Below are 24,456 nucleotides of genomic sequence, written 5' to 3'. Positions count from 1 at the left end.
CCGGGAACACTCCCGGGTGGCGTCACCCCGCATTCTTGACGGCGTTAAGGCCTTGTGTCACTCAAGAGGCGGGATCGATCTCCCGCAGGAGCCCGGTGTGCACGTCGAAGACGAAGCCTCGCACATCGTCGCGGTAGGGCAGGAAGGGGTTCGTCCGTACCCGCTGCATCGACTGGCGCACGTCCTGGTCCACGTCCCGGAAGGCCTCCACGGCCCAGGCGGGGCGCTGGCCGACCTCGTCCTCCAGCTCGTGCCGGAAGTCCTCGGTGAGGCTTTCGAGGCCACAGCCGGTGTGGTGGATGAGTATCACCGCGCGGGTGCCGAGCGCCCGCTGGCTGATGGTGAGCGAACGGATCGTGTCGTCGGTGACCACACCACCCGCGTTGCGGATCGTGTGGCAGTCGCCCAGCTTCAGCCCGAGGGCGGCATGCAGGTCGAGGCGGGCGTCCATGCAGGCCACGACGGCGACCTGGAGCACCGGGCGGGCGTCCATGCCGGGGTCGCCGAACGCGGCGGCGTACCGCCGGTTCGCCTCGACCAACCGGTCGGTGACGGACCCACCGGCGGACGCCTGGGCTGCGGACTCTGCGGGAGATGCGGAAGTCGTCATGCATCCGACGTTAGTGGTCACCGCTGGGGGAGGCATGGAGTGAGGAGGGACAAAGAAGGTCAACCGGCCTTGTTGTGAGCTAACCCACAAGGGTGGGCGGGACGCGGCTGTTCGGGTGATTCGCGGCATTCGCGGGTTCCGTACGAGCGGAGCGGACGGCGCGCCGGGCGGTTCGTTGACCGCGGGGACCGTTGCACTAAAGTGACGCGAACCGGCCGGAGCCCGGCCCTCACCGGCCGCCCGGCCCCCTGGTAAAACTCCGCGTGCGCGGCGCGGCGTACGCCTGCCGCGCCGTTATCTGAGAGGGCGCTTTGACTAGCGAGTCCCGACACGTCCCGGTGATGCTCCAGCGGTGCCTGGACCTGTTGGCCCCGGCGCTGGAGAGGCCGGGGGCCGTCGTAGTCGACTGCACCCTCGGTCTCGGCGGCCACAGCGAGGCCCTGCTGACCCGGTTCCCCGAGGCACACCTGATCGGCCTCGACCGCGACAAGGAGGCCCTGCGGCTCTCCGGGGAGCGCCTGGCGCCCTTCGGCGACCGGGTCACCCTGGTCCACGCGATCTACGCCGACCTGGCCGAGGTGCTCGACGGCCTGCGCATCCCCACCGTCCAGGGCATCCTCTTCGACCTGGGCGTCTCCTCGATGCAGCTGGACGAGGCCGACCGCGGGTTCGCGTACGCCCAGGACGCCCCTCTGGACATGCGCATGGACCAGACGACCGGCATCAGCGCCGCAGAGGTCCTCAACACCTACGCCCCCGGCGAGCTGGTCCGCATCCTGCGCCAGTACGGCGAGGAGAAGCAGGCCAAACGGATCGTCTCGGCGGTGGTGCGGGAACGGGACAAGGAACCCTTCACCAACAGCGCCCGGCTGGTCGAGCTGATCCGCGACTCGCTGCCCCAGGCCGCGAAGCGGACCGGGGGCAACCCGGCCAAGCGCACCTTCCAGGCGCTGCGCATCGAGGTCAACGGCGAGCTGTCCGGCCTGGAGCGCGCCATCCCGGCCGCCGTGGACCGGATCGCCGTCGGCGGCCGGATCGCGGTGCTGTCGTACCACTCGCTGGAGGACCGCCTGGTCAAGCAGGTCTTCGCGGCGGGGGCCGCCTCCACGGCGCCGCCCGGACTGCCGGTGGTGCCGGAGAAGTACCAGCCCAAGCTCAAACTCCTCACGCGCGGCGCCGAACTCCCCACGGAGGAGGAGATCGCCGAGAACCGGCGGGCGGCCCCCGCCCGGTGCCGCGGAGTCGAACGGATCCGCGAGGCGCGACTGTGATCAAGCGCGGGGGACGGCTGCGGCCCGGCGTCGCGGCAGGCGGCGGAACCGGTCAGGCGGCCCGGATGCCGTTCGTGCTGTTGGTCGTCGCCCTGCTGGGCGGCGGCCTGATCAGCCTGCTGTTGCTGAACTCCGCGCTGAACCAGGGCTCCTTCCAGCTCACCCAGCTGAAGAAGGAGACCCTCGTCCTGACGGACGAGGAGCAGGCGCTCCAACGGGACGTGGACGGCTACTCGGCCCCCGACGCCCTCCAGCGGCGGGCGCACGAACTGGGCCTGGTGCCGGGCGGCAGCCCCGTCTTCATCGGCCCGGACGGGAAGGTCGCGGGCACCGCCTCGCAGGCGCAGGCGCCGCCCCCGCCGCCCCCCGCGCCGGTCGCGCAGCCGGCGGTGTCCGCAGCGCCCTCCGGCGCCCCGTCCGCCGCGGCGAGCGGCCCGGCCGCGCCGAACCCGGCCGCGTCGAGCGGGACCCCCCAGCCCAGCCAGACCCCTGGAAGGTGACGTCGTGACGCGGACCCCCGCGGGGCTTCTCCCCAGCCCGCCCCCGACTCGTCCGCCGGGCGGCGCCCCGGCCGGAGCCGTCGCGGCGACCGTGTCGGCGGTGGACGCGTGAGCCCCCAGGAGCCGCCCCGGCGGCGGGTACCGGGTCCCGGCCGGCCCCGGCCCACCGTTGGTGACCGGGCCAGGGCCACGGCGCGCCCCGCCTCCCGTCCCGTCACCCGCAGGCCGGCCCCGTCCCGCACGGCCCACACCATCCGGCTCGGGAACCCCAAACCCCGACTGCGCCTCGTCGGCGTCGGGCTGACCCTGGTCATGCTCGCGTTCGTCGTACGGCTGCTCCAGGTCCAGGCCGTCGACGCCTCCGCCTACTCCGCCAAGGCCTCCGAGAACCGCTTCACCAGCTACACCCTGGCCGCCGAACGCGGGGAGATCACCGACCGCAAGGGCGTGGCCCTCGCCACGAGCGTCGACGCGTACGACATCACCGCCGACCCGAAGATGTTCACCGCGCAGGAGAGCAAGGCCCCGGACGCCCCCGCGCAGGCCGCGGCCCTCCTCGCGCCGATCCTCGGCAAGGACGCCAAGGAACTCGCCAAGCTCCTGGAGACCAGGAACTCCCGCTACGTCATCCTCGCCCACCGCCAGACCCCCCAGGTCTGGAACCAGATCAAGGACCTCAAGAAGGTCTTCGCGGACAAGGCGGCCGCGGACAAGAGGAACAACGGCCCCGGCGCCAACGTCATCGCGGGGGTGTTCAAGGAGGACAGCAGCAAGCGCGTGTACCCGAACGGCGACCTCGCCGCCGGGATACTGGGTTACGTCAACGCCGAGGGCAAGGGCGGCGGCGGCCTGGAGTCCTCCCTGGACAAGAAGTTGTCCGGCAAGGACGGCAGCCTCACCTACGCCCAGTCCGGCGGTCGGCGCGTCCCCACCGCGGAGTCCAGCGAGAAGGCCGCCGTGCCCGGCGAGGACATCGAGCTGACCATCGACCGCGACATCCAGTGGGCCGCGCAGAGCGCGATCACCGAACAGGTCGAGAAGTCCGGCGCGGACCGCGGCTACGTCGTCGTCCAGGACACCCGCACCGGAGAGGTGTTGGCCATGGCCAACGCCCCCGGCTTCGACCCCAACGACCTCTCGAAGGCCCGCTCCACCGCCATGGGCAACGCCGCCCTCCAGGACGTCTACGAGCCCGGCTCCACCGCCAAGGTGATGTCGATGGCCGCCGTCCTGGAGGAGAAGAAGGCCACCCCGGCGACCCCCGTCGAGGTTCCCAACCGCCTCCACCGCGGCGACCGCCTCTTCAAGGACGACGTGGACCACCCCACCTGGTACCTGACCCTGAACGGGGTGCTCGCCAAGTCCTCCAACATCGGGACCATCCTGGCCACCGGCCGGCTCGGCGCCACCCAGCCCGAGGCCAACAAGGTCCTGTACGGATACCTGACCAAGTTCGGCATCGGGCAGCCCACCGGCCTGGACTACCCCGGCGAATCCCGGGGCATCCTCGCCAAGCCCGAGGCCTGGTCCACCTCCCAGCAGTACACGATCCCCTTCGGCCAGGGCCTGTCCCTCAACGCCGTCCAGGCGGCCTCCGTGTACTCCACCATCGCCAACGGCGGGGTCCGCATCGAGCCGACCCTGGTCCGTGGCAGCAGGGGACCCGACGGCCGCTTCACCCCGGCACCGGCCCCCGAGCAGACCCCCGTGATCAGCCAGGACACCGCCAAGACCCTCGCCGCGATGCTCGAATCCGTGGTCGACGACCAGGAGGGCACCGGCACCAAGGCGCGCATCCCCGGCTACCGCGTCGGCGGCAAGACCGGTACCTCCAACCGGGTCGACCCGGCGACCGGCCGCTACAAGGGGTACACCGCCTCGTTCGCCGGCTTCGCGCCCGCCGACAGCCCGCGCGTCACCGTGTACTGCGCCATCCAGAACCCCACCAAGGGCAGTTACTTCGGCGGACAGATCTGCGGACCCATCTACAAGAAGGTCATGGAGTTCGCCCTCAAGACCCTCCAGGTCGCCCCCACCGGCACCGCCCCCGCCGGACTGCCGGTCACCTTCGAACCGGGCCCGCAGCCCGCCCCGCAGCCGAGTACCCGGCCCGGCCCGCAGCCCGGCCAGTGAACCCGCCGCCCAGCCAGAAATGCGTGAGGCACCATCAGTGACAACGATCACCCCGAAACCCGGGAACCAGTCGGCCACCGGCCCCGCGGCCGGGACCTCGCTTCGCGACGGGGCCACCGCGCCCGGTACGCTCACCGCCGTGTCCCACGCTGATCAGCCCAGAACCACCCGGAAAGACGCCCCGGCAGTGCCGCCGGGAGCGCCCCGCCCCGTGTCCGTGTGCCCCACCCCGCTGCCCGAGCTCGCGGCCCTGGTGGACGTCGAAGCCACCGGCGAGCCGACGGGTCCGCGGATCACCGGCATCACGCACGATTCCCGTGCGGTGCGCCCCGGCGACCTGTACGCGGCCCTCCCCGGCGCCAAGGCGCACGGCGCGGACTTCGCCGCCCAGGCGGCCGCCCTCGGCGCCGCCGCCGTGCTGACCGACCCCGCCGGCGCCGAACGCGCCGCCGCGACCGGACTGCCGGTGCTCGCCGTCGCCGACCCGCGCGCCCGGATGGGCGAGCTGGCCGCCGCGATCTACGGCCGGCCGGGCGAGGCCCTCCTCCAACTCGGCATCACCGGGACCTCGGGCAAGACCACCACGGCGTACCTCGTCGAGGGCGGCCTGCGCGCCGCCGGCCGGGCCACCGGACTCGTCGGCACCGTCGAGATGCGCATCGGCGACGAACGCATCAAGTCCGAGCGCACCACCCCCGAGGCCACCGACCTCCAGGCCCTGTTCGCCGTCATGCGCGAACGCGGGGTCGAGGCCGTGGCCATGGAGGTCTCCAGCCACGCGCTCGTGCTGGGCCGGGTCGACGGCTGCGTCTTCGACGTCGCCGTCTTCAACAACCTGAGCCCGGAACACATGGAGTTCCACTCCGACATGGAGGACTACTTCCAGGCCAAGGCGCAGCTCTTCACCGAGCGCCGCGCCCGCCTCGGAGTGGTCAACGCCGACGACGAGTACGGCCGCCGCCTCGCCAAGGAGGCGACGATCCCGATCGTCACCTTCTCGGCCACCGGTGACCCGGCCGCCGACTGGCGCGCCGAGGACGTGGTGCTGGGCGCCGCCGACTCCACGCTGACCCTCGTCGGCCCGGACGGACAGCGCGTACGCGCCACCGCACCGCTGCCCGGCCCGTTCAACGTCGCCAACACCGTCGCCGCGATCGTCACCCTCGCCGCCGCCGGCCTCGACCCGCAGACCGCCGCCGACGGCGTCGCCGCGGTCCCCGGGGTGCCCGGCCGGCTGGAACGCGTCGACGCGGGGCAGCCGTTCCTCGCCGTCGTCGACTACGCGCACAAGACCGACGCCGTCGAATCGGTGCTGCGCGCCCTGCGCGAGGTCACCGAGGGCAGGCTGCACATCGTGCTCGGCTGCGGCGGCGACCGCGACACCACCAAGCGGGCCCCGATGGGCGCCGCCGCCGCGCGGTTCGCCGACGTCGCCGTGCTCACCTCCGACAACCCCCGCTCCGAGGACCCCCTCGCCATCCTGGCCGCGATGTTCGAAGGCGCCGTCTCCGTGCCGCCCGCCGAACGGGGCGCCGTCCTCGTGGACGCCGACCGCGCCGCGGCGATCGCCGCGGCCGTCGCGCGCGCCCGGCCCGGCGACACGCTGCTGGTCGCGGGCAAGGGCCACGAGCAGGGCCAGGACACCGCGGGCGTCGTACGCCCCTTCGACGACCGCGAGGTCCTCCGCGCGGCCATCGAGGCGCGCACCGCGGCCCCGCACCACGCAACCACGCAGGCCGAGGTGAACCAGTGATCGCCCTTTCCCTCGCCGAGATCGCCGACATCACCGGCGGGCGGCCCCACGACATACCGGATCCGTCGGTGCGGATCAGCGGGGCCGTGGTCATCGACTCCCGCCAGGTGGAGGCCGGCAGCCTGTTCGCCGCCTTCGAGGGCGAACACGTCGACGGCCACGACTACGCGGAGCGCGCGGTCGCGGCCGGCGCCGCCGCCGTCCTCGCCGCCCGGCCCGTCGGCGTACCCGCGATCGTCGTGCCCGACGTGGAGAAGGCGCTCGGTGCCCTCGCCCGGGCCGTCGTCGAACGCCTCGGCACCGACGTGGTGGCCCTGACCGGCTCGGCCGGCAAGACCTCCACCAAGGACCTCATCGCCCAGGTGCTCCAACAGCACGCCCCCACCGTGTGGACGCCCGGCTCCCTCAACAACGAGATCGGCCTGCCGCTCACCGCCCTGACGGCCACCGAGGACACCCGGCACCTGGTGCTGGAGATGGGTGCCCGCGGAATCGGCCACATCGCCTACCTCACCGGCCTGACCCCGCCGCGCATCGGCCTGGTGCTCAACGTCGGCACCGCCCACATCGGCGAGTTCGGCGGCCGCGAGCAGATCGCACAGGCCAAGGGCGAGCTGGTCGAGTCCCTGCCGTCCGAGGCCGACGGGGGCGTCGCCGTCCTGAACGCCGACGACCTGCTCGTACGCGCCATGTCCGCCCGCACGAAGGCCCGTACGGTCCTCTTCGGCGAGGCCGAGGACGCCGACGTCCGGGCCACGGACGTACGGATGACGGCCGGCGGAACGCCCGCCTTCACACTCCACACACCCTCCGGGTGCGGCGAAGTGACCTTGCGGCTGTACGGTGAGCACCACGTGTCGAACGCGCTCGCCGCGGCCGCCGTCGCCCATGTACTGGGCATGTCCACTCCAGAGATCGCCACCGCGCTCTCCGGGGCGGGCACGTTGTCCCGGTGGCGGATGGAGGTCACCGAGCGAGCGGACGGCGTGACGATCGTCAACGACGCCTACAACGCGAACCCCGAGTCCATGCGGGCCGCTCTGCGCGCGCTTGCCGCGATGGGCGGCCCCGCGCGGGCCGAGGGGGGACGCACGTGGGCGGTGCTCGGTCCCATGGCCGAGTTGGGTGACGCATCGCTGGCCGAGCACGACGCGGTGGGACGGCTCGCCGTCCGGCTCAACGTGAGCAGGCTCGTCGCAGTCGGGGGCAGGGAAGCGTCCTGGCTGCAACTGGGCGCATATAACGAGGGTTCGTGGGGTGAGGAGTCGGTGCTCGTGTCCGACGCGCAGGCGGCGGTCGACCTGTTGCGCAGTGAACTGCGCCCGGGTGACGTCGTGCTGGTGAAGGCTTCCAGGTCGATCGGCCTGGAGCGGGTCGCGCTTGCGTTGCTGGAGCGCGAGGGCGAGGTCGCCGACCGATGAGGCAGATTCTCTTCGCCGGTGTCATCGGTCTGTTCCTGACCCTCATCGGCACCCCTCTCCTGATCAAGCTGCTGGCCCGCAAGGGCTACGGCCAGTTCATCCGCGACGACGGCCCCCGCGGCCACGCCGGGAAGAAGGGCACACCCACCATGGGTGGCATCTCCTTCATCCTGGCGACGCTCATCGCGTACGCCCTGACGAAGGTCATCACCGGTGAGGCGGTGAGCTTCTCGGGCCTGCTCGTCCTCTTCCTGATGGCCGGCATGGGAGTCGTCGGCTACCTGGACGACTACATCAAGATCGTCAAGAGGCGCTCGCTCGGCCTGCGGGCCAAGGCCAAGATGTCCGGCCAGCTGATCGTCGGCATCGCCTTCGCGGTGCTCGCCCTCCAGTTCAAGGACTCGAAGGGGCTGACCCCGGCCTCGACGAAGCTGTCGTTCGTCACGGACTTCGGCTGGTCGATCGGGCCGGTGCTGTTCGTCGTCTGGGCCCTGTTCATGATCCTGGCGATGTCCAACGGCGTGAACCTGACCGACGGCCTGGACGGACTGGCCACCGGCGCCGCCGTGATGGTCTTCGGCGCCTACACCTTCATCGGCGTCTGGCAGTACCAGGAGTCCTGCGCCAACGCGCAGACCCTGACCAATCCGGCCGCCTGCTTCGAGGTGCGCGACCCGCTGGACCTCGCGGTCGTCGCCTCCGCCCTGATGGGCGCCTGCTTCGGCTTCCTGTGGTGGAACACCTCGCCCGCCAAGATCTTCATGGGCGACACCGGTTCGCTGGCCCTCGGCGGCGCGCTCGCCGGCCTCGCCATCTGCTCCCGCACGGAGTTCCTGATGGCGCTCCTCGGCGGCCTCTTCGTGCTCATCACGATGTCGGTCGTCATCCAGGTCGGCTCCTTCAAGCTGACCGGCAAGCGCGTCTTCCGGATGGCGCCACTCCAGCACCACTTCGAACTCAAGGGATGGTCCGAGGTCCTCGTGGTCGTCCGCTTCTGGATCATCCAGGGCATGTGCGTGATCGTGGGTCTCGGTCTCTTCTACGCGGGATGGGCAGCCGACAAGTGACCTCCTGGCACGGCAAGAACATCACCGTCGCCGGCCTCGGCGTGAGCGGCATCAGTGCCGCCCGCGCCCTGGCCGGCCTCGGCGCTTCGGTGACCGTCGTCGACGGCGGCGACAGCGAGGGCCACCGGGCCCGGGCGGCGGAGCTGGAGGCCGCGGGGATCTCCGTGCGCCTCGCGGACGCCACGACCCTGCCCGAGGGCACCGACCTGGTCGTCACCTCGCCCGGCTGGAAGCCCGACAGTCCGCTGTTCGCGGCGGCCGCCGAGGCCGGTGTCGAGGTCGTCGGGGACGTGGAGATCGCCTGGCTCCTGAGGGGCCCCGACGCGGCCCCCTGGCTCGCGATCACCGGTACGAACGGCAAGACCACGACCACCCAGATGCTCGCGTCGATCCTGCGGGCCGCGGGCCTGAAGACCGCGGCCGTCGGCAACATCGGCACCCCGATCATCGACGTGGTGACCGGCGGGGAGGCGTACGACGTCCTCGCCGTCGAGCTCTCCAGCTACCAGCTCCACTGGGCGCCCTCCGTGCGCGCCCACTCGGCGGTCGTCCTCAACCTGGCCCCCGACCACCTCGACTGGCACGGCTCGATGGAGGCGTACGCCGTCGACAAGGGCCGCATCTACGAGGGCAACACGGTGGCCTGCGTCTACAACGTCGCGGACCGGGCCACCGAGGACCTCGTCGTGGAAGCCGACGTCGAGGAGGGCTGCCGGGCGATCGGCTTCACCCTCGGCGCCCCCGGCCCCTCCATGCTGGGCGTGGTCGACGGGATCCTGGTGGACCGGGCCTTCGTGGAGAACCGGCAGAAGAACGCCCAGGAACTCGCGCAGGTCGAGGACGTCAACCCGCCCGCCCCGCACAACATCGCCAACGCGCTCGCCGCGGCGGCCCTGGCCCGCGCCTTCGGCGTCGAACCGCGCGCGGTCCGTGACGGTCTGCGCGACTTCCGGCCGGACGCCCACCGGGTCGCGCACGTGGACGAGGTGGACGGGGTGACGTACGTCGACGACTCCAAGGCCACCAACACCCACGCGGCGGAAGCCTCGCTGGCGGCCTTCGAGCCGGTCGTGTGGATCGCCGGCGGCCTCGCCAAGGGCGCGACCTTCGACGAGCTCGTGCGCAAGTCGGCCGAGCGGCTGCGGGCCGTCGTCCTGATGGGCGCAGACCGGGCCCTGATCGCGGACGCGCTGGCGCGACACGCGCCGCAGGTACCGGTCGTGGACCTCGACCGGACCGACACTGGGGCGATGCTCGCGGCGGTCCGGGAAGCGGCCCGTCTCGCCGAGCGCGGCGACACGGTCCTGTTGGCACCTGCCTGTGCCTCGATGGACATGTTCGCGAACTACAACGAGCGTGGGGACGCATTCGCCGACGCGGTGCGCGAACTGGCCGCCGAGAGCGCCTAGGTCGAACCAGGGCAGGTGTCCTTCCCGACCGGCTGCTCGCCTCGCACGAGTGGAGGGGAAGATCACAGATGCCGGCCAAGCAAGTGCTGCCGGGGCGGCGGCCGTCCGCCGCGAAGGCAGTCAAAGTCGTCAAGGCCGTCAAGGCGCAGGGGCGCAAGCGCCCGGTGATCGGTGGGAAGCGGCCCGGCGGGCGCGGGCCGCTCGCCGGGCTTCGGCGTACGCAACAGCAGTTGCGCAAAGCCTGGGACCGTCCACTCACGGCGTATTACCTGATCTTCGGCAGCTCGCTGCTGATCACCGTGCTCGGCCTCGTGATGGTCTACTCGGCTTCCATGATCAAGGCCCTCCAGCTCGGCCTGGGGGACGCGTACTTCTTCAAGAAGCAGTTCCTGGCCGCCCTCATCGGCGCCGTCCTGCTGCTGGCCGCCTCGCGGATGCCCGTCAAGCTGCACCGGGCGCTGTCCTACCCGGTGCTGGCCGGGACCCTCTTCCTGATGGCCCTGGTGCAGATCCCCGGGATAGGGGTGTCGATCAACGGCAACCGGAACTGGCTCTCCCTCGGCGGCCCGTTCATGCTCCAGCCCAGCGAGTTCGGCAAACTGGCGCTGATCCTGTGGGGGGCCGACCTGTTGGCCCGCAAGGGCGACAAGGGGCTGCTGAGCCAGTGGAAGCACCTGCTGGTGCCGCTGGTCCCCGTCGCCTTCCTGCTGCTCGGACTCATCATGATCGGCGGCGACATGGGCACCGCGATGATCCTGGGGGCCATCCTCTTCGGCCTGCTGTGGCTGGCGGGGGCGCCCACCCGGATGTTCGTCGGGGTTCTCGCGTTCGCGGGTGTGATCATCGCACTGCTGATCAAGACCAGCCCGCACCGCATGGACCGGCTCGCCTGCCTCGGTGCGACAGAACCGGGCAAGAACGACCTTTGCTGGCAGGCCGTCCACGGAACCTACGCCCTCGCGTCCGGGGGATGGTTCGGTTCCGGGCTCGGTGCCAGTGTGGAAAAATGGGGGCAACTGCCGGAAGCCCACACCGACTTCATCTTCGCCATCACCGGTGAGGAACTGGGTCTGGCGGGGACGCTGTCGGTGCTCGCCCTGTTCGCGGCTCTAGGCTATGCGGGTATCCGCGTGGCCGGACGCACGGAGGACTCCTTCGTACGGTATGCCGCGGGAGGCGTGACCACATGGATCACGGCGCAGGCCGTGATCAATATCGGTGCGGTGCTCGGCCTGTTGCCGATCGCCGGGGTCCCGCTCCCGCTGTTCTCCTACGGAGGGTCGGCCCTGCTGCCGACCATGTTCGCGGTCGGACTGCTCATCGCCTTCGCGCGTGAGGAGCCGGCGGCGCGCGCGGCGCTCGCGATGCGGCAGCCGAAGACCGGCCGGCCGCGGACCGGGCTGAGATGGAAGTCGATGAGACGGCGCGTCAAGAAGCGTCCGTCCGGAGAGCGGTGAATTTCGGTGCATGTCGTACTCGCCGGTGGGGGGACCGCCGGCCACATCGAGCCGGCGCTCGCCCTCGCGGACGCCCTGCGCAGGCAGGACCCTTCAGTGGGCATCACCGCCCTCGGCACGGAGCGCGGACTGGAAACCCGCCTGGTGCCGGAACGCGGCTACGAGCTGGGTCTGATCCCCGCCGTACCGTTGCCCCGCAAGCCCACCCCTGAGCTGATCACCGTCCCCGGACGGCTGCGCGGCACCATCAAGGCGGCCGAGGAGATCCTCACGCGCACCAAGGCCGACTGTGTGGTCGGCTTCGGCGGCTACGTGGCGCTGCCCGGCTACCTGGCCGCCAAGCGGCTCGGGGTGCCGATCATCGTCCACGAGGCCAACGCCCGGCCGGGACTGGCCAACAAGATCGGCTCCCGGTACGCGCACGCCGTCGCCGTGTCCACCCCGGACAGCAAGCTGCGGGGGGCCCGCTACGTCGGCATCCCGCTGCGCCGGTCCATCTCCACCCTGAACCGGGCCGCCGTGCGCCCCGAGGCGCGCGCCGCGTTCGGCCTGGACCCCAACCTGCCGACGCTGCTGGTCTCCGGCGGCTCGCAGGGGGCCCGGCGCCTCAACGAGGTGATCCAGCAGGTCGCTCCGACCCTCCAGCGCTCCGGGATCCAGATCCTGCACGCGGTCGGGCCGAAGAACGAACTGCCGCGTGTCGACAACATGCCCGGGATGCCGCCTTATGTGCCGGTACCGTACGTGGACCGGATGGATCTCGCGTACGCCGCCGCCGACATGATGCTGTGCCGCGCGGGTGCGATGACCGTCGCCGAACTCTCCGCCGTCGGGCTGCCCGCCGCCTACGTACCGTTGCCGATCGGCAACGGCGAACAGCGGCTCAACGCCCAGCCGGTGGTCAAGGCCGGCGGCGGCCTGCTCGTGGACGACGCGGAGCTGACGCCCGAATGGGTGCTCAGCCAGGTCCTCCCGGTGCTCGCCGACCCGCACCGCCTCTACGAGATGTCCCGCGCCGCCGCCGAGTTCGGCCGCCGGGACGCCGACGACCTGCTCGTCGGTCTGGTCTACGAGGCGATCGCCGCACGCAGAGCCCGCTGAGGCGGGAGCACTGACCCAGGAGGCACAGGAGTGGCCGGAGCGACGACCGCACAGCGCGGGACACCCGGTTCCGACGGGGACGCCCGCAAGGGCAGGAACCCCGGCCCTCCCAAGCCGGGCAGGCGTCCCAAGTCGCCGAAGGGATCCGGCCCGCGGGGACCCGGCATCAGAAGGCGCCGGGTCCTCGTACTGGCCTCCCTGACCGCCGCGGTGCTCCTCGCCGCCGGCGGCACCTGGGTGCTCTACGGGTCCTCCTGGCTCCGCGTCGAGAGGGTCACCTCCGCCGGCACCGAGGTGCTCACGGCGCGGCAGGTGGTGTCGGCCGCGGCCGTCCCGGTCGGCGCGCCCCTCGTGAGCATCGACACGGACGAGATCGAGAGCCGGCTGCGAGAGCGGCTGCCCCGCATCGATTCGGTCGAAGTGACGCGGTCGTGGCCGCGTGGAATCAGCCTGAAAGTGACGGAACGCAAGCCCGTGCTGCTCATCAAGAAGGGCACGGACTTCGTCGAAGTGGACTCTTCGGGTGTGCGATTCGACACGGTGGCGAAAGCACCCGGAGGCGTTCCCGTCCTCGAATTGGCAGCGGAACGGTCACCCAGCGCCCGTCGTTTCGACGAGCAGCGGCTGCTGCGCGAGGCGGTGGACATCGCGGGCGGCCTCCCCGACGCCGTCGCGAAGGAGACCCTGCAGGTCAGGGTGGAGTCGTACGACTCGGTGGTGCTGGCGCTCACCAAGGGGCGAACCGTGGTCTGGGGAAGCGGCGAACTGGGTGAAGCGAAAGGCAGGGCGCTGACCGCCCTGCTGAAGGCCTCGCCCGGGGCTGACCACTTCGACGTGAGCGTCCCCACCGCACCGGCGGTGTCCGGGAGTTGACGTCGAGTCGAACAGCGACGCACCCTGGTTGGCCAGCGATACGGGTGATCACATAGGGTGAAAAGAAAAACGGGAGGTTCGGCGTGTTCGTTGAACACGCGCTACTTGTCGACTTAGTGTCCTGTTCGGAAGAGTCCAAGGAACAGACACACTCATAACCCTAAACTTCAGGGTTAGGGTTCGGGTCGGCATGTACGAACCGGCCCAATTTCGGCATCAGTCGTCGCAACGCAGGCCCGCGAGGCGGCGACACGTAACTCGAGGCGAGAGGCCTTCGACGTGGCAGCACCGCAGAACTACCTCGCAGTCATCAAGGTCATCGGTGTCGGCGGCGGTGGTGTCAATGCCATCAACCGAATGATCGAGGTCGGTCTCAAGGGCGTCGAGTTCATCGCCATCAACACGGACGCCCAAGCGCTGTTGATGAGCGACGCCGACGTCAAGCTCGACGTCGGCCGTGAACTCACCCGGGGCCTCGGCGCCGGCGCCAACCCGGCCGTCGGCCGGAAGGCGGCAGAGGACCACCGCGAGGAGATCGAGGAGGTCCTCAAGGGGGCCGACATGGTCTTCGTCACCGCCGGTGAAGGCGGCGGAACCGGCACGGGCGGCGCACCTGTCGTCGCCAACATCGCGCGCTCGCTCGGAGCCCTGACGATCGGTGTGGTCACCCGACCGTTCACCTTCGAGGGCCGGCGCCGCGCGAACCAGGCGGAGGACGGCATCGCCGAACTCCGCGAAGAGGTCGACACCCTCATCGTCATCCCCAACGACCGCCTGCTGTCCATCTCGGACCGCCAGGTCAGCGTGCTCGACGCCTTCAAGTCGGCCGACCAGGTCCTGCTGTCCGGCGTCCAGGGCATCACCGACCTCATCACCACCCCGGGCCTGATCAACCTCGACTTCGCGGACGTCAAGTCCGTGATGTCCGAGGCCGGCTCGGCCCTGATGGGCATCGGCTCGGCCCGCGGCGACGACCGCGCCGTGGCCGCCGCCGAGATGGCGATCTCCTCGCCCCTGCTGGAGGCGTCCATCGACGGCGCCCGCGGCGTGCTGCTCTCCATCTCCGGTGGCTCGGACCTCGGTCTCTTCGAGATCAACGAGGCCGCGCAGCTGGTCAGCGAGGCCGCGCACCCCGAGGCGAACATCATCTTCGGCGCCGTCATCGACGACGCGCTCGGCGACGAGGTGCGGGTCACCGTCATCGCCGCCGGCTTCGACGGAGGACAGCCCCCGGCCCGCCGGGACAACGTCATCGGCGCGGCCTCCACCAAGCGCGAGGAGCCCGCCCCGGCTCCGGTCCGCGCCGCCGAGCCGGCCCGCCCGGCCTTCGGCGGGCTCGGTTCGGTCACCCCGCGCGAGGAGCCCCCGGCTCCGGTCGAGCCGGAGCCGGCGAACGAGTTCCCGCCGCCGACCCACGTCCCGACGGCCCGTCCGTACCAGGACAGCCCGGCGGAAGAGCTGGATGTCCCGGACTTCTTGAAGTGATCCTGGGACAGCACGACGAGAACGGCGCGCACTTCGCCTTCACCGACAGGTGGGGCGGGGTGAGCGCCGTTCCGTACGAGGAGCTCAATCTCGGCGGCGCGGTCGGAGACGACCCGGCCGCCGTTCGCGCGAACCGGGCCGCCGCGGCGAAGTCCCTCGGCCTCGCTCCCGAGCTGGTGATCTGGATGAACCAGGTGCACGGCCGGGACGTGGCGGTCGTGGACGGCCCGTGGGACCCGGACCGGGAGCCGATCCCCGCGGTGGACGCGGTGGTGACCGCCCGTCGCGGACTGGCCCTGGCGGTGCTCACCGCCGACTGCGTGCCGGTCCTGCTGGCCGACCCGGTCGCCGGGATCGCGGGAGCGGCCCACGCGGGGCGACCCGGACTGGTCGCCGGGGTGGTGCCCGCCGCCGTCGAGGCGATGGTCGCCCTCGGTGCCGACCCCGGACGGATGGTCGCCCGTACGGGACCGGCGGTCTGCGGCCGTTGCTACGAAGTGCCGGCCGAGATGCGGGACGCGGTCGCCGAGGTGGCGCCGGCGGCGTGGGCCGAGACCAGCTGGGGGACACCGGCCGTGGACGTGGTCGCCGGCGTGCACGCACAGTTGGCGCGGGCGGGGGTGGCGCACACCGACCGCTCCCCGTTCTGCACACTGGAGTCACGGGACCACTTCTCGTACCGCCGTGACCGGGTGACCGGGCGGCTTGCCGGATATGTCTGGTTGGACTGAGGGATGACGGAACGCAAGGCCGAGCTCGCCGAGAACCTCGCGCGGGTCGAGGAGCGCATCGCGTCGGCGTGCGCGGCGGCGGGACGCGGGCGGGAGGAGGTGACCCTCATCGTGGTCACCAAGACCCATCCGGCGAGCGACGTACGACTGCTGGCGGACCTGGGTGTCCGTCATGTTGCGGAGAATCGCGACCAGGACGCCGCCCCCAAGGCCGCGGCCTGCGCGGACCTGGCGCTCGACTGGCACTTCGTGGGCCAGTTGCAGACGAACAAAGTCCGTTCCGTGGCGGGATACGCGCGGGTGGTGCAGTCGGTCGACCGGCCGAAACTGGTCACCGCGCTGTCGGCGGCCGCCTCGGCCGCCGGCCGGGAACTCGGCTGTCTCGTGCAGATCGCCCTCGACGCCGAGTCGGGGGAGCGGGGGGCCCGGGGAGGGGCCGCGCCGGACCTGCTCGCGGAGTTGGCGGACCTCGTCGCCGCGGCGCCGGGACTGCGGATCGACGGCCTCATGACCGTGGCCCCGCTCGCGGGGACGTACGCGGGCCGCGAACAGGCGGCCTTCGAGCGGCTGATGGAATTGTCATCCAGCCTGCGCGCCGACCATCCTGCTGCCACGATGGTGTCGGCGGGAATGAGCGCCGACCTGGAACAGGCCGTGCTGGCGGGTGCGACACATGTACGCGTCGGCACTGCGGTACTCGGCGCGAGACCCCGGCTCGGGTAACGTCGCGAAGAAAGTCGGACCACAGCAGAAAATATGGTCATTCCCGCAGATGAGCGGATAGACCACGTGGATCGCGGGCAGTTGGTGACTTTGGTGACACAGCGACTTTGGTGGCACGGCGACACCTGCGACAGGGCGATCCACCACAGAGCGGAGGACTCGGAGAATGGCCGGCGCGATGCGCAAGATGGCGGTCTACCTCGGCCTCGTGGAGGACGACCGGTACGACAACCCGGGGTACGACCCCGACGACGAGTTCGAACCCGAGCCGGAGCCGGAGCGGGATCGCCGGCGTCAGCAGCCCGCGCACCAACCGCCCGTAACGGACGAACCGGTACGAGCAGTACAGCCCCCGGCACAGCGGGAACCCCTCCCGATGCCGGTGGAAAGCGGACGTCCGGCGCGAATCGCACCCGTGGCGTCCATCACACCTGACCGCACCAACCTGGAGAAGAACGCACCCGTGATCATGCCCAAGGTCGTCTCCGAGCGGGAGCCGTACCGCATCACGACGCTGCACCCCCGGACCTACAACGAGGCCCGTACCATCGGGGAACACTTCCGTGAGGGCACTCCGGTGATCATGAACCTCACGGAGATGGACGACACCGACGCGAAGCGTCTGGTCGACTTCGCCGCCGGCCTCGTCTTCGGTCTGCACGGCAGCATTGAACGCGTGACGCAGAAGGTGTTCCTGCTGTCTCCTGCTAACGTCGATGTCACGGCGGAGGACAAGGCCCGCATCGCGGAGGGCGGGTTCTTCAACCAAAGCTAGACCGATCCGTCAGATACGGGGCCGGGGACACAGTGGGAGCAGGGGAGAGGGAAGCGCGGGATGGGCGTCGCACTGCAAGTGGTCTACATCGCTCTGATGTGCTTCCTCATCGTGCTGATCTTCCGACTGGTCATGGACTACGTGTTCCAGTTCGCACGTTCATGGACACCCGGCAAGGCGATGGTGGTCGTTCTGGAGGCCACCTACACTGTCACCGATCCACCGCTCAAGCTTCTTCGGCGTTTCATTCCGCCGTTGCGTCTCGGGGGCGTGGCACTCGACCTGTCCTTCTTCGTTCTGATGATCATCGTTTACATCCTCATCAGTTTCGTGAGCACCGCTGCGAGAAGCGTGTGAACGATGTGCTTCCCCGCGAATCCGGGGACAGTCCCGATACGGTCTTGCCGACTGCCGACGACTACGTAGAGGTGAAGAAGACATGCCGCTGACTCCCGAGGACGTGCGGAACAAGCAGTTCACGACCGTCCGCCTGCGAGAAGGCTATGACGAGGACGAGGTCGACGCCTTCCTCGACGAGGTCGAGTCCGAACTGACGCGCCTGCTGCGCGAGAACGAGGACCTGCGCGCCAAGCTGGCCGCCGCCACGCGCGCCGCCGCGCAGAACCAGCAGCAGCAGGGCATGCGCAAGCCCGAACCCCAGGACCAGCGTGGCCCCGGCGGCCCCGGCGCCCCCGTGCCCGCGGCCATATCCGGCCCGCCGCAGCAGCAGCAGCCGCAGATGGGCCCGCCCCAACTGCCCGGCGGTCAGCCGCAGCTGCCCCCCGGCCCCGGTGGACAGGGCCCGCAGGGTCCCGGCCCGATGGGCGGCCCCATGCAGCAGCACAACATGGGTGGCCAGCAGCAGATGGGCCAGCCGCAGCAGATGCAGCAGCCCCAGCAGATGCAGCAGATGCAGCAGCAGCAGTCCATGGGCGGCCAGAACCCGCTCGGCCAGCCGATGGGCCAGCAGATGCAGCCGATGGGGCAGCAGATGCAGCCCATGGGTCAGCAGATGCACCAGCAGCAGCACCAGCAGCTCCCGCAGCAGGGCCCCGGCGGCGACAGCGCCGCCCGTGTCCTGTCGCTCGCGCAGCAGACCGCCGACCAGGCGATCGCGGAGGCCCGCTCCGAGGCCAACAAGATCGTCGGCGAGGCCCGTTCGCGCGCCGAGGGCCTGGAGCGGGACGCCCGTGCCAAGGCCGACGCGCTGGAGCGGGACGCCCAGGAGAAGCACCGCGTCGCGATGGGCTCCCTGGAGTCCGCCCGCGCCACGCTGGAGCGCAAGGTCGAGGACCTGCGAGGCTTCGAGCGTGAGTACCGTACGCGCCTGAAGTCCTACCTGGAGTCCCAGCTGCGTCAGCTGGAGACCCAGGCCGACGACTCGCTGGCCCCGCCGCGCAACCCGGCCGGTCCCGCGCTGCCGCCGTCGCCGTCGCCGTCCATGGCTCCGGCCGGTGCGATGGGGCACTCGATGGGCGGCCCGTCCCCCATGGGCGGTCCCTCCCCGATGGGTGGCCCCTCCCCGATGAGCGGTCCGTCCTACGGTGGCCAGCAGCAGATGTCCCCGGCGATGACCCAGCCGATGGCTCCGGTGCGGCCGGCCGCTCCGCAGCCGATGCAGGCGCCGTCGCCGATGCGTGGCTTCCTGATCGACGAGGACGACAACTAGGCGCCGCCGCCGCGTCTGTCGGCAGTCTCTCGGGCCGGGCCCGGTTCCCCTCAGGGGGTACCGGGCCCGGCCCGTTTCCGTGCCCGGACCCGGACCCGTGCCCGGGGGTGCCGGGTGTCGGGGGCGGGGCGGGGGTGCCGTGCGGGACGGTGCCCCGGGGCTCCGCCCCGGACCCCGCGCCTCGAACGCGGGCGGGGCTGGAGGGCGGGGCTGGACGGTGCTCGGCGGGAACGCCGACGGCCCGCGGCTCCCGGGTGGGAGGCGCGGGCCGTCGGGGGCGGGGGTTACGCCTTGCGGAGGCGGAAGGTCAGGCCGAGGGGCTCGTCCGTGAACGGGTCGCCGTAGGACGCGTCGGCCTCGCCGGTGGCGAAGTCCGTCGCCAGGACCTCGTCCGCGATGAGTTCCGCGTGGTCCGTCAGGGCCGTCACGAGCTCCGGGTCCGCCGAGGACCACCGCAGGGCGATCCGGTCCGCAACGTCCAGGCCGGAGTTCTTCCGGGCCTCCTGGATCAGACGGATCGCGTCGCGGGCCAGACCCGCCAGCCGCAACTCCGGGGTGATCTCCAGGTCCAGGGCGACGGTCGCTCCGGAATCGGATGCCACCGACCAGCCCTCACGGGGGGTCTCGGTGATGATGACCTCCTCCGGGGTGAGGGTCACGCGCTCGCCGTTCACCTCGACCGAGGCCTCACCGGAGCGCAGGGCCAGCGAGAGTCCCGCCGCGTCCGCCGCGGCCACGGCCTTGGCCACGTCCTGCACGCCCTTGCCGAACCGCTTGCCCAGCGCGCGGAAGTTGGCCTTCGCCGTCGTGTCCACGAGGGAACCGCCGACCTCCGACAGCGAGGCGAGCGAGGAGACGTTCAGCTCCTCGGTGATCTGGGCCCGGAGCTCGGCCGTCAGGCCGTCGAAACCGACCGCGCCGACCAGGGCCCGGGACAGCGGCTGACGGGTCTTGACGCCCGACTCCGCGCGGGTCGCCCGGCCCAGTTCGACCAGGCGGCGCACCAGCAGCATCTGCCGGGACAGCTCCGGGTCGATCGCGGTGGTGTCCGCGACCGGCCACGTCGACAGGTGGACGGACTCCGGGGCGTCCGGAGTGACCGGGACGATCATGTCCTGCCAGACCCGCTCCGTGATGAAGGGGGTCAGCGGGGCCATCAGCCGGGTGACCGTCTCCACCACGTCGTGGAGGGTCCGCAGGGCCGCCTTGTCGCCCTGCCAGAAGCGGCGGCGCGAGCGGCGGACGTACCAGTTCGACAGGTCGTCCACGAAGGACGACAGCAGCTTGCCGGCGCGCTGGGTGTCGTAGGACTCCATCGCCTCCGTCACCTCGGAGGTGAGCGCGTGCAGCTCGGAGAGCAGCCAGCGGTCCAGGACCGTGCGGTCCGCGGGCGCCGGGTCGGCCGCCGACGGCGCCCAGTTCGAGGTACGGGCGTACAGGGCCTGGAAGGCCACGGTGTTCCAGTACGTGAGGAGCGTCTTGCGCACGACCTCCTGGATCGTGCCGTGGCCCACGCGCCGCGCCGCCCACGGGGAGCCGCCGGCCGCCATGAACCAGCGCACGGCGTCCGCGCCGTGCTGGTCCATCAGCTGGATCGGTTCGAGGGTGTTGCCCAGGTGCTTGGACATCTTGCGGCCGTCCTCGGCGAGGATGTGGCCCAGGCAGACCACGTTCTCGTAGGAGGACTTGTCGAAGACGAGGGTGCCGACCGCCATCAGCGTGTAGAACCACCCGCGCGTCTGGTCGATGGCCTCCGAGATGAACTGCGCCGGGTAGCGCTTCTCGAAGATCTCCTTGTTCTTGTGCGGGTAGCCCCACTGCGCGAACGGCATCGAACCCGAGTCGTACCAGGCGTCGATGACCTCCGGGACGCGCACGGCTTCGAGGGAGCAGCCCTCGTGCGTGCAGGTGAAGGTGATGTCGTCGATGTACGGGCGGTGCGGGTCCAGGGCCGACTGGTCCGTGCCGGACAGCTCGCCCAGCTCGGCGCGGGAACCGACGCAGGTGAGGTGGTTCTCCTCGCAGCGCCAGATCGGCAGCGGCGTGCCCCAGTAGCGGTTCCGGGAGAGCGCCCAGTCGATGTTGTTGTTCAGCCAGTCGCCGAAGCGGCCCTGCTTCACCGAGTCCGGGAACCAGTTCGTCTTCTCGTTCTCCCGCAGCATCGCGTCCTTGACGGCGGTGGTGCGGATGTACCAGGACGGCTGCGCGTAGTAGAGCAGCGCGGTGTGGCAGCGCCAGCAGTGCGGGTAGCTGTGCTCGTAGGCGATGTGCTTGAAGAGCAGGCCGCGCGCGTCGAGGTCGGCGGTCAGCTTCTCGTCGGCCTTCTTGAAGAAGACGCCGCCGACGAGCGGGACGTCCTCCTCGAAGGTGCCGTCGGGGCGGACCGGGTTCACGACCGGCAGGCCGTAGGCGCGGCAGACCGCGAGGTCGTCGGCGCCGAAGGCGGGGGACTGGTGGACCAGACCGGTGCCGTCCTCGGTCGTGACGTACTCGGCGTTCACGACGTAGTGCGCGGGCTCCGGGAACTCGACGAGGTCGAAGGGGCGCCGGTACGTCCAGCGCTCCATCTCCTTGCCCGTGAAGGACTCGCCGGTGGCCTCCCAGCCCTCGCCGAGGGACTTCTCCAGCAGCGGCTCGGCGACGACCAGCCGCTCCTCGCCGTTGGTGGCGACGACGTAGCGGACATCGGGGTGCGCCGCGACGGCCGTGTTGGACACCAGGGTCCACGGGGTCGTCGTCCACACCAGCAGCGCGGCGTCGCCCGCGAGGGGACCCGAGGTCAGCGGGAAGCGGACGTAGACCGAGGGGTCGACGACCGTCTCGTAGCCCTGGGCCAGCTCGTGGTCGGAGAGGCCGGTGCCGCAGCGCGGGCACCAGGGGGCGACGCGGTGGTCCTGGGTGAGCAGACCCTTGTTGAAGATCTCCTTCAGCGACCACCACACGGACTCCACGTACTCCGGGTCCATGGTCCGGTAGGCGTCGTCCAGGTCGACCCAGTAGCCCATGCGGGTCGTGAGCTCGGCGAACGCGTCGGTGTGCCGGGTCACCGACTCGCGGCACTTGGAGTTGAACTCGGCGATGCCGTACGCCTCGATGTCCTGCTTGCCGTTGAAGCCGAGTTCCTTCTCGACGGCCAGCTCGACGGGCAGGCCGTGGCAGTCCCAGCCGGCCTTGCGGGCCACGTGGTAGCCGCGCATGGTGCGGAAGCGGGGGAAGACGTCCTTGAAGACGCGGGCCTCGATGTGGTGCGCGCCGGGCATGCCGTTCGCGGTGGGCGGGCCCTCGTAGAAGACCCACTCGGGGCGGCCCTCGGACTGCTCCAGCGTCTTGTCGAAGGTCTTGCTCTCGCGCCAGAAGTCCAGGACGGCGTGTTCGAGGGCGGGCAGGTCGACCTGGGCGGGTACCGGGCGGTACTGCGGCGGTGTGGTCATGAGGCTGAACTCTTCCTCCGGCGGGATGTCACTTCCGTCCGGAGGGACGAGAGCCTTGTCGCGCTCCCGCGGTACCACCCTCCTTGGCCGTCGGACGGATCCGATGGCCCCCTCATTGGGGTGCGAAGCCGGTTCTACTTCCCGTACGGGGATCCGTGCGGGATCCGTGATCGTGACGGCTTTCTTCCGGCGGCTCCGGGGTGATCCTTCGCATCGCGCTCGCCCCCGGGCTCTCACCGTCCCCGGGTCGCTCCTGGCTGCGTCCGACGCTACTCGTCCCCATCCATGCCTCTCGCTGGGCCCAGTGTACGGGCCGGGGCGGTGCGGGACCGACCGAAATTCCGGGCGCGGCGCGGGGCCGCGCGGCGGGGGCCGCGGTGACCCGGATGGGCGGACGCCCCGGCCCCGGTTCCGGTGGGGCGGGAGGGGCGGATTACCGGGCTGTCGGCTGGGCACAACGGATGCAGGTTGACCTCGCGGGATGCGCGCCCCGTTGCCGCGCGGCCGGCGTCGATTTATCGTTCCGGCACGATTCGCGAGCAATGATCACAGTATGTGAAGGGGCCGCGGCCATGGTGGCGAAGAAGACCGCCGGGACTACCAAGAAGGCTGTCGGGAAGGCTGTCGGAGCCGAGGTCGGAACCGAGGTCGGGGCACCGGCGCCGGCTCCCGCCGACGGGGCGCCCGTGAAGACGGCCGCCGCGCGGAAGGCGCCCGCGAAAAAGGCACCCGAGAAGAAGTCGGCGTCCGCCGCCAAGGTGGCGGCCGCCGAGAAGTCGACGGCGAAGAAGGTCACGGCCAAACCGGCCGCGGCCGAGGGGGCGGCGCATGCCGCGTCAGAGACGGGAGCCCGGAAAGTGGTCGCCAAGAAGAGCACCGGCACGGCCAGGAAGACGGCCGCTGCCGCAACCAGCGGATTGCCCAAGGCGCGGGGCGGCGCGCCGGCCGCTCCCGAAGAGCTCCCCGTACGCCCGGGAGAGGACCCCTGGACGCCGGCGGAGGTCGCCGAGGCCCGGGCCGAACTGGAGAGCGAGGTGCTGCGCCTGAGGGCCGAACTCCAGGCCTCCGACGCGGCCATCTCGGGCCTCATGAGGGACTCGGGCGACGGCGCGGGGGACGATCAGGCGGACACCGGCACCAAGAACATCACCCGGGAGTCCGAACTGGCCCTCGCGGCGAACGCGAGCCTGATGCTGGAGCAGACGGAACGCGCGCTGGAACGGCTGGAGGCGGGCACCTACGGTCTCTGCGAGAACTGCGGCAAGCCCATCGGCAAGGCCCGGATGCAGGCGTTTCCCCGCGCCACGCTCTGCGTGGACTGCAAGCAGAAGCAGGAGCGGCGCCACTAGGGCGGGTCCTGGCCGGGCGGCGGGCGGGCGCCCTGACGTACCCTCGTGTCTCGTCAGGGTCCAGGAACCTGGCAGGGCGGTTTCGCCGGAACCTGGTTCGAGCTAGTTCGAGGGACTCACGTGGCAGAGGCGGAGCGCATCATCGGTACGCCGGAGGTCGGGGACGACACCGAGCCCGAGTCGACCGCGCCCAGGGGGCGCCGGCGGATCGTGGCACTGCTCGTGGTGGCGACGCTGGCGTACCTGATCGACCTCGGCAGCAAGATGCTGGTCGTCGCCAAACTGGAGCACGAGCAGCCCATCGAGGTCATCGGTGACCTGCTGAAGTTCTCGGCGATCCGCAACCCCGGGGCCGCCTTCGGCTTCGGCGAGGCCTTCACGATCATCTTCACCTGCATCGCCGCCACCGTGATCGTGGTGATCGTCCGACTGGCGCGCAAGCTCTACAGCCTGCCGTGGGCGATCGCGCTGGGCCTGCTGCTGGGCGGCGCGCTGGGCAACCTGACCGACCGGATCTTCCGTTCGCCGGGCGTCTTCCGGGGGGCGGTCGTCGACTTCATCGCTCCCGCCCACTTCGCCGTCTTCAACCTCGCGGACTCCGCGATCGTGTGCGGCGGGATCCTGATCGTCCTGCTCTCGTTCCGGGGTCTCGACCCGGACGGCACGGTCCACAAGGACTGATCGCGGGACTGCTCGCG

The 24,456-nt window shown here is 71.1% G+C and carries 20 protein-coding genes; 18 read left to right on the top strand and 2 right to left on the bottom strand.

Annotated features, from left to right (window positions below; genetic code table 11):
• Positions 1-61: 61 nt before the first annotated feature.
• Positions 62-646 (bottom strand): beta-class carbonic anhydrase, encoded by a 585-nt coding sequence (locus ACIRO3_RS23045; protein WP_404139583.1) that lies wholly within the window; start codon positions 644-646, stop codon positions 62-64.
• A 305-nt stretch (positions 647-951) separates the two neighbouring features.
• Here ACIRO3_RS23045 and rsmH point away from each other — a divergent pair, with 305 nt between their 5' ends.
• The 16 genes from rsmH (at position 952) to ACIRO3_RS22965 (ending at position 18,978) form a co-directional block, all read left to right on the top strand.
• On the top strand, positions 952-1,881 hold the full coding sequence (gene rsmH, locus ACIRO3_RS23040) for a 16S rRNA (cytosine(1402)-N(4))-methyltransferase RsmH (protein ID WP_404139638.1): 930 nt from the start codon (positions 952-954) through the stop codon (positions 1,879-1,881).
• Complete coding sequence (locus tag ACIRO3_RS23035) at positions 1,878-2,381, top strand: hypothetical protein (RefSeq protein ID WP_361773967.1); 504 nt, start codon at positions 1,878-1,880, stop codon at positions 2,379-2,381. Before rsmH ends, ACIRO3_RS23035 begins: the two co-directional genes overlap by 4 nt.
• A gap of 108 nt (positions 2,382-2,489) precedes the next feature.
• Complete coding sequence (locus ACIRO3_RS23030; protein WP_404139580.1) at positions 2,490-4,514, top strand: peptidoglycan D,D-transpeptidase FtsI family protein; 2,025 nt, start codon at positions 2,490-2,492, stop codon at positions 4,512-4,514.
• Between the two features lie 37 nt (positions 4,515-4,551).
• Positions 4,552-6,267: a UDP-N-acetylmuramoyl-L-alanyl-D-glutamate--2,6-diaminopimelate ligase gene (locus tag ACIRO3_RS23025; protein WP_404139578.1), complete on the top strand. Its 1,716-nt coding sequence runs from the start codon at positions 4,552-4,554 to the stop codon at positions 6,265-6,267.
• Entirely contained in the window at positions 6,264-7,688 is a 1,425-nt protein-coding gene (murF, locus tag ACIRO3_RS23020) for a UDP-N-acetylmuramoyl-tripeptide--D-alanyl-D-alanine ligase (RefSeq protein ID WP_361773960.1), read from the top strand. The genes ACIRO3_RS23025 and murF overlap by 4 nt, the downstream gene beginning before the upstream one ends.
• Positions 7,685-8,755 (top strand): phospho-N-acetylmuramoyl-pentapeptide-transferase, encoded by a 1,071-nt coding sequence (gene mraY, locus ACIRO3_RS23015; RefSeq protein ID WP_361773958.1) that lies wholly within the window; start codon positions 7,685-7,687, stop codon positions 8,753-8,755. Before murF ends, mraY begins: the two co-directional genes overlap by 4 nt.
• Positions 8,737-10,164, top strand: a complete 1,428-nt coding sequence (gene murD, locus ACIRO3_RS23010; protein WP_404139575.1) for a UDP-N-acetylmuramoyl-L-alanine--D-glutamate ligase — start codon at positions 8,737-8,739, stop codon at positions 10,162-10,164. The genes mraY and murD overlap by 19 nt, the downstream gene beginning before the upstream one ends.
• A gap of 68 nt (positions 10,165-10,232) precedes the next feature.
• Positions 10,233-11,621, top strand: coding sequence for a putative lipid II flippase FtsW (ftsW, locus tag ACIRO3_RS23005; RefSeq protein WP_361773953.1), 1,389 nt, complete (start codon positions 10,233-10,235; stop codon positions 11,619-11,621).
• Positions 11,622-11,627: 6 nt separating this feature from the next.
• Positions 11,628-12,722, top strand: a complete 1,095-nt coding sequence (murG, locus tag ACIRO3_RS23000) for an undecaprenyldiphospho-muramoylpentapeptide beta-N-acetylglucosaminyltransferase (protein WP_404139572.1) — start codon at positions 11,628-11,630, stop codon at positions 12,720-12,722.
• 30 nt (positions 12,723-12,752) lie between these two features.
• Positions 12,753-13,595, top strand: a complete 843-nt coding sequence (locus ACIRO3_RS22995; protein WP_404139569.1) for a cell division protein FtsQ/DivIB — start codon at positions 12,753-12,755, stop codon at positions 13,593-13,595.
• Positions 13,596-13,874: 279 nt separating this feature from the next.
• A complete protein-coding gene (gene ftsZ / locus ACIRO3_RS22990) occupies positions 13,875-15,080 on the top strand; it encodes a cell division protein FtsZ (RefSeq protein ID WP_361773949.1) in 1,206 nt (401 codons plus the stop codon).
• Complete coding sequence (gene pgeF / locus ACIRO3_RS22985; protein ID WP_361773947.1) at positions 15,077-15,811, top strand: peptidoglycan editing factor PgeF; 735 nt, start codon at positions 15,077-15,079, stop codon at positions 15,809-15,811. Before ftsZ ends, pgeF begins: the two co-directional genes overlap by 4 nt.
• A 3-nt stretch (positions 15,812-15,814) precedes the next feature.
• The gene (locus ACIRO3_RS22980; RefSeq protein ID WP_361773944.1) at positions 15,815-16,534 is read left to right on the top strand and encodes a YggS family pyridoxal phosphate-dependent enzyme; all 720 of its coding nucleotides are present in this window, start codon (positions 15,815-15,817) and stop codon (positions 16,532-16,534) included.
• A gap of 166 nt (positions 16,535-16,700) precedes the next feature.
• Positions 16,701-17,309 (top strand): cell division protein SepF, encoded by a 609-nt coding sequence (locus ACIRO3_RS22975; protein WP_361773941.1) that lies wholly within the window; start codon positions 16,701-16,703, stop codon positions 17,307-17,309.
• A gap of 60 nt (positions 17,310-17,369) precedes the next feature.
• On the top strand, positions 17,370-17,666 hold the full coding sequence (locus ACIRO3_RS22970; protein WP_030155988.1) for a YggT family protein: 297 nt from the start codon (positions 17,370-17,372) through the stop codon (positions 17,664-17,666).
• Between the two features lie 82 nt (positions 17,667-17,748).
• The gene (locus tag ACIRO3_RS22965; protein WP_361773937.1) at positions 17,749-18,978 is read left to right on the top strand and encodes a DivIVA domain-containing protein; all 1,230 of its coding nucleotides are present in this window, start codon (positions 17,749-17,751) and stop codon (positions 18,976-18,978) included.
• A 284-nt stretch (positions 18,979-19,262) separates the two neighbouring features.
• On the opposite strand, the gene ileS is transcribed toward ACIRO3_RS22965, so the two are convergent.
• Complete coding sequence (gene ileS, locus ACIRO3_RS22960) at positions 19,263-22,409, bottom strand: isoleucine--tRNA ligase (protein ID WP_404139564.1); 3,147 nt, start codon at positions 22,407-22,409, stop codon at positions 19,263-19,265.
• 572 nt (positions 22,410-22,981) lie between these two features.
• Between ileS and ACIRO3_RS22955 the strand changes: the two genes are divergently transcribed.
• A complete protein-coding gene (locus tag ACIRO3_RS22955) occupies positions 22,982-23,758 on the top strand; it encodes a TraR/DksA C4-type zinc finger protein (RefSeq protein WP_361773931.1) in 777 nt (258 codons plus the stop codon).
• 120 nt (positions 23,759-23,878) lie between these two features.
• Positions 23,879-24,439: a signal peptidase II gene (gene lspA / locus ACIRO3_RS22950; protein WP_361773928.1), complete on the top strand. Its 561-nt coding sequence runs from the start codon at positions 23,879-23,881 to the stop codon at positions 24,437-24,439.
• Positions 24,440-24,456: the final 17 nt, after the last annotated feature.

The organism is Streptomyces sp. NPDC102278 (assembly GCF_044766345.1).
Lineage (GTDB): Bacteria > Actinomycetota > Actinomycetes > Streptomycetales > Streptomycetaceae > Streptomyces.
Note: the sequence above shows the minus strand (reverse complement) of the source record. Positions and strands in the feature narration are given on the sequence as shown.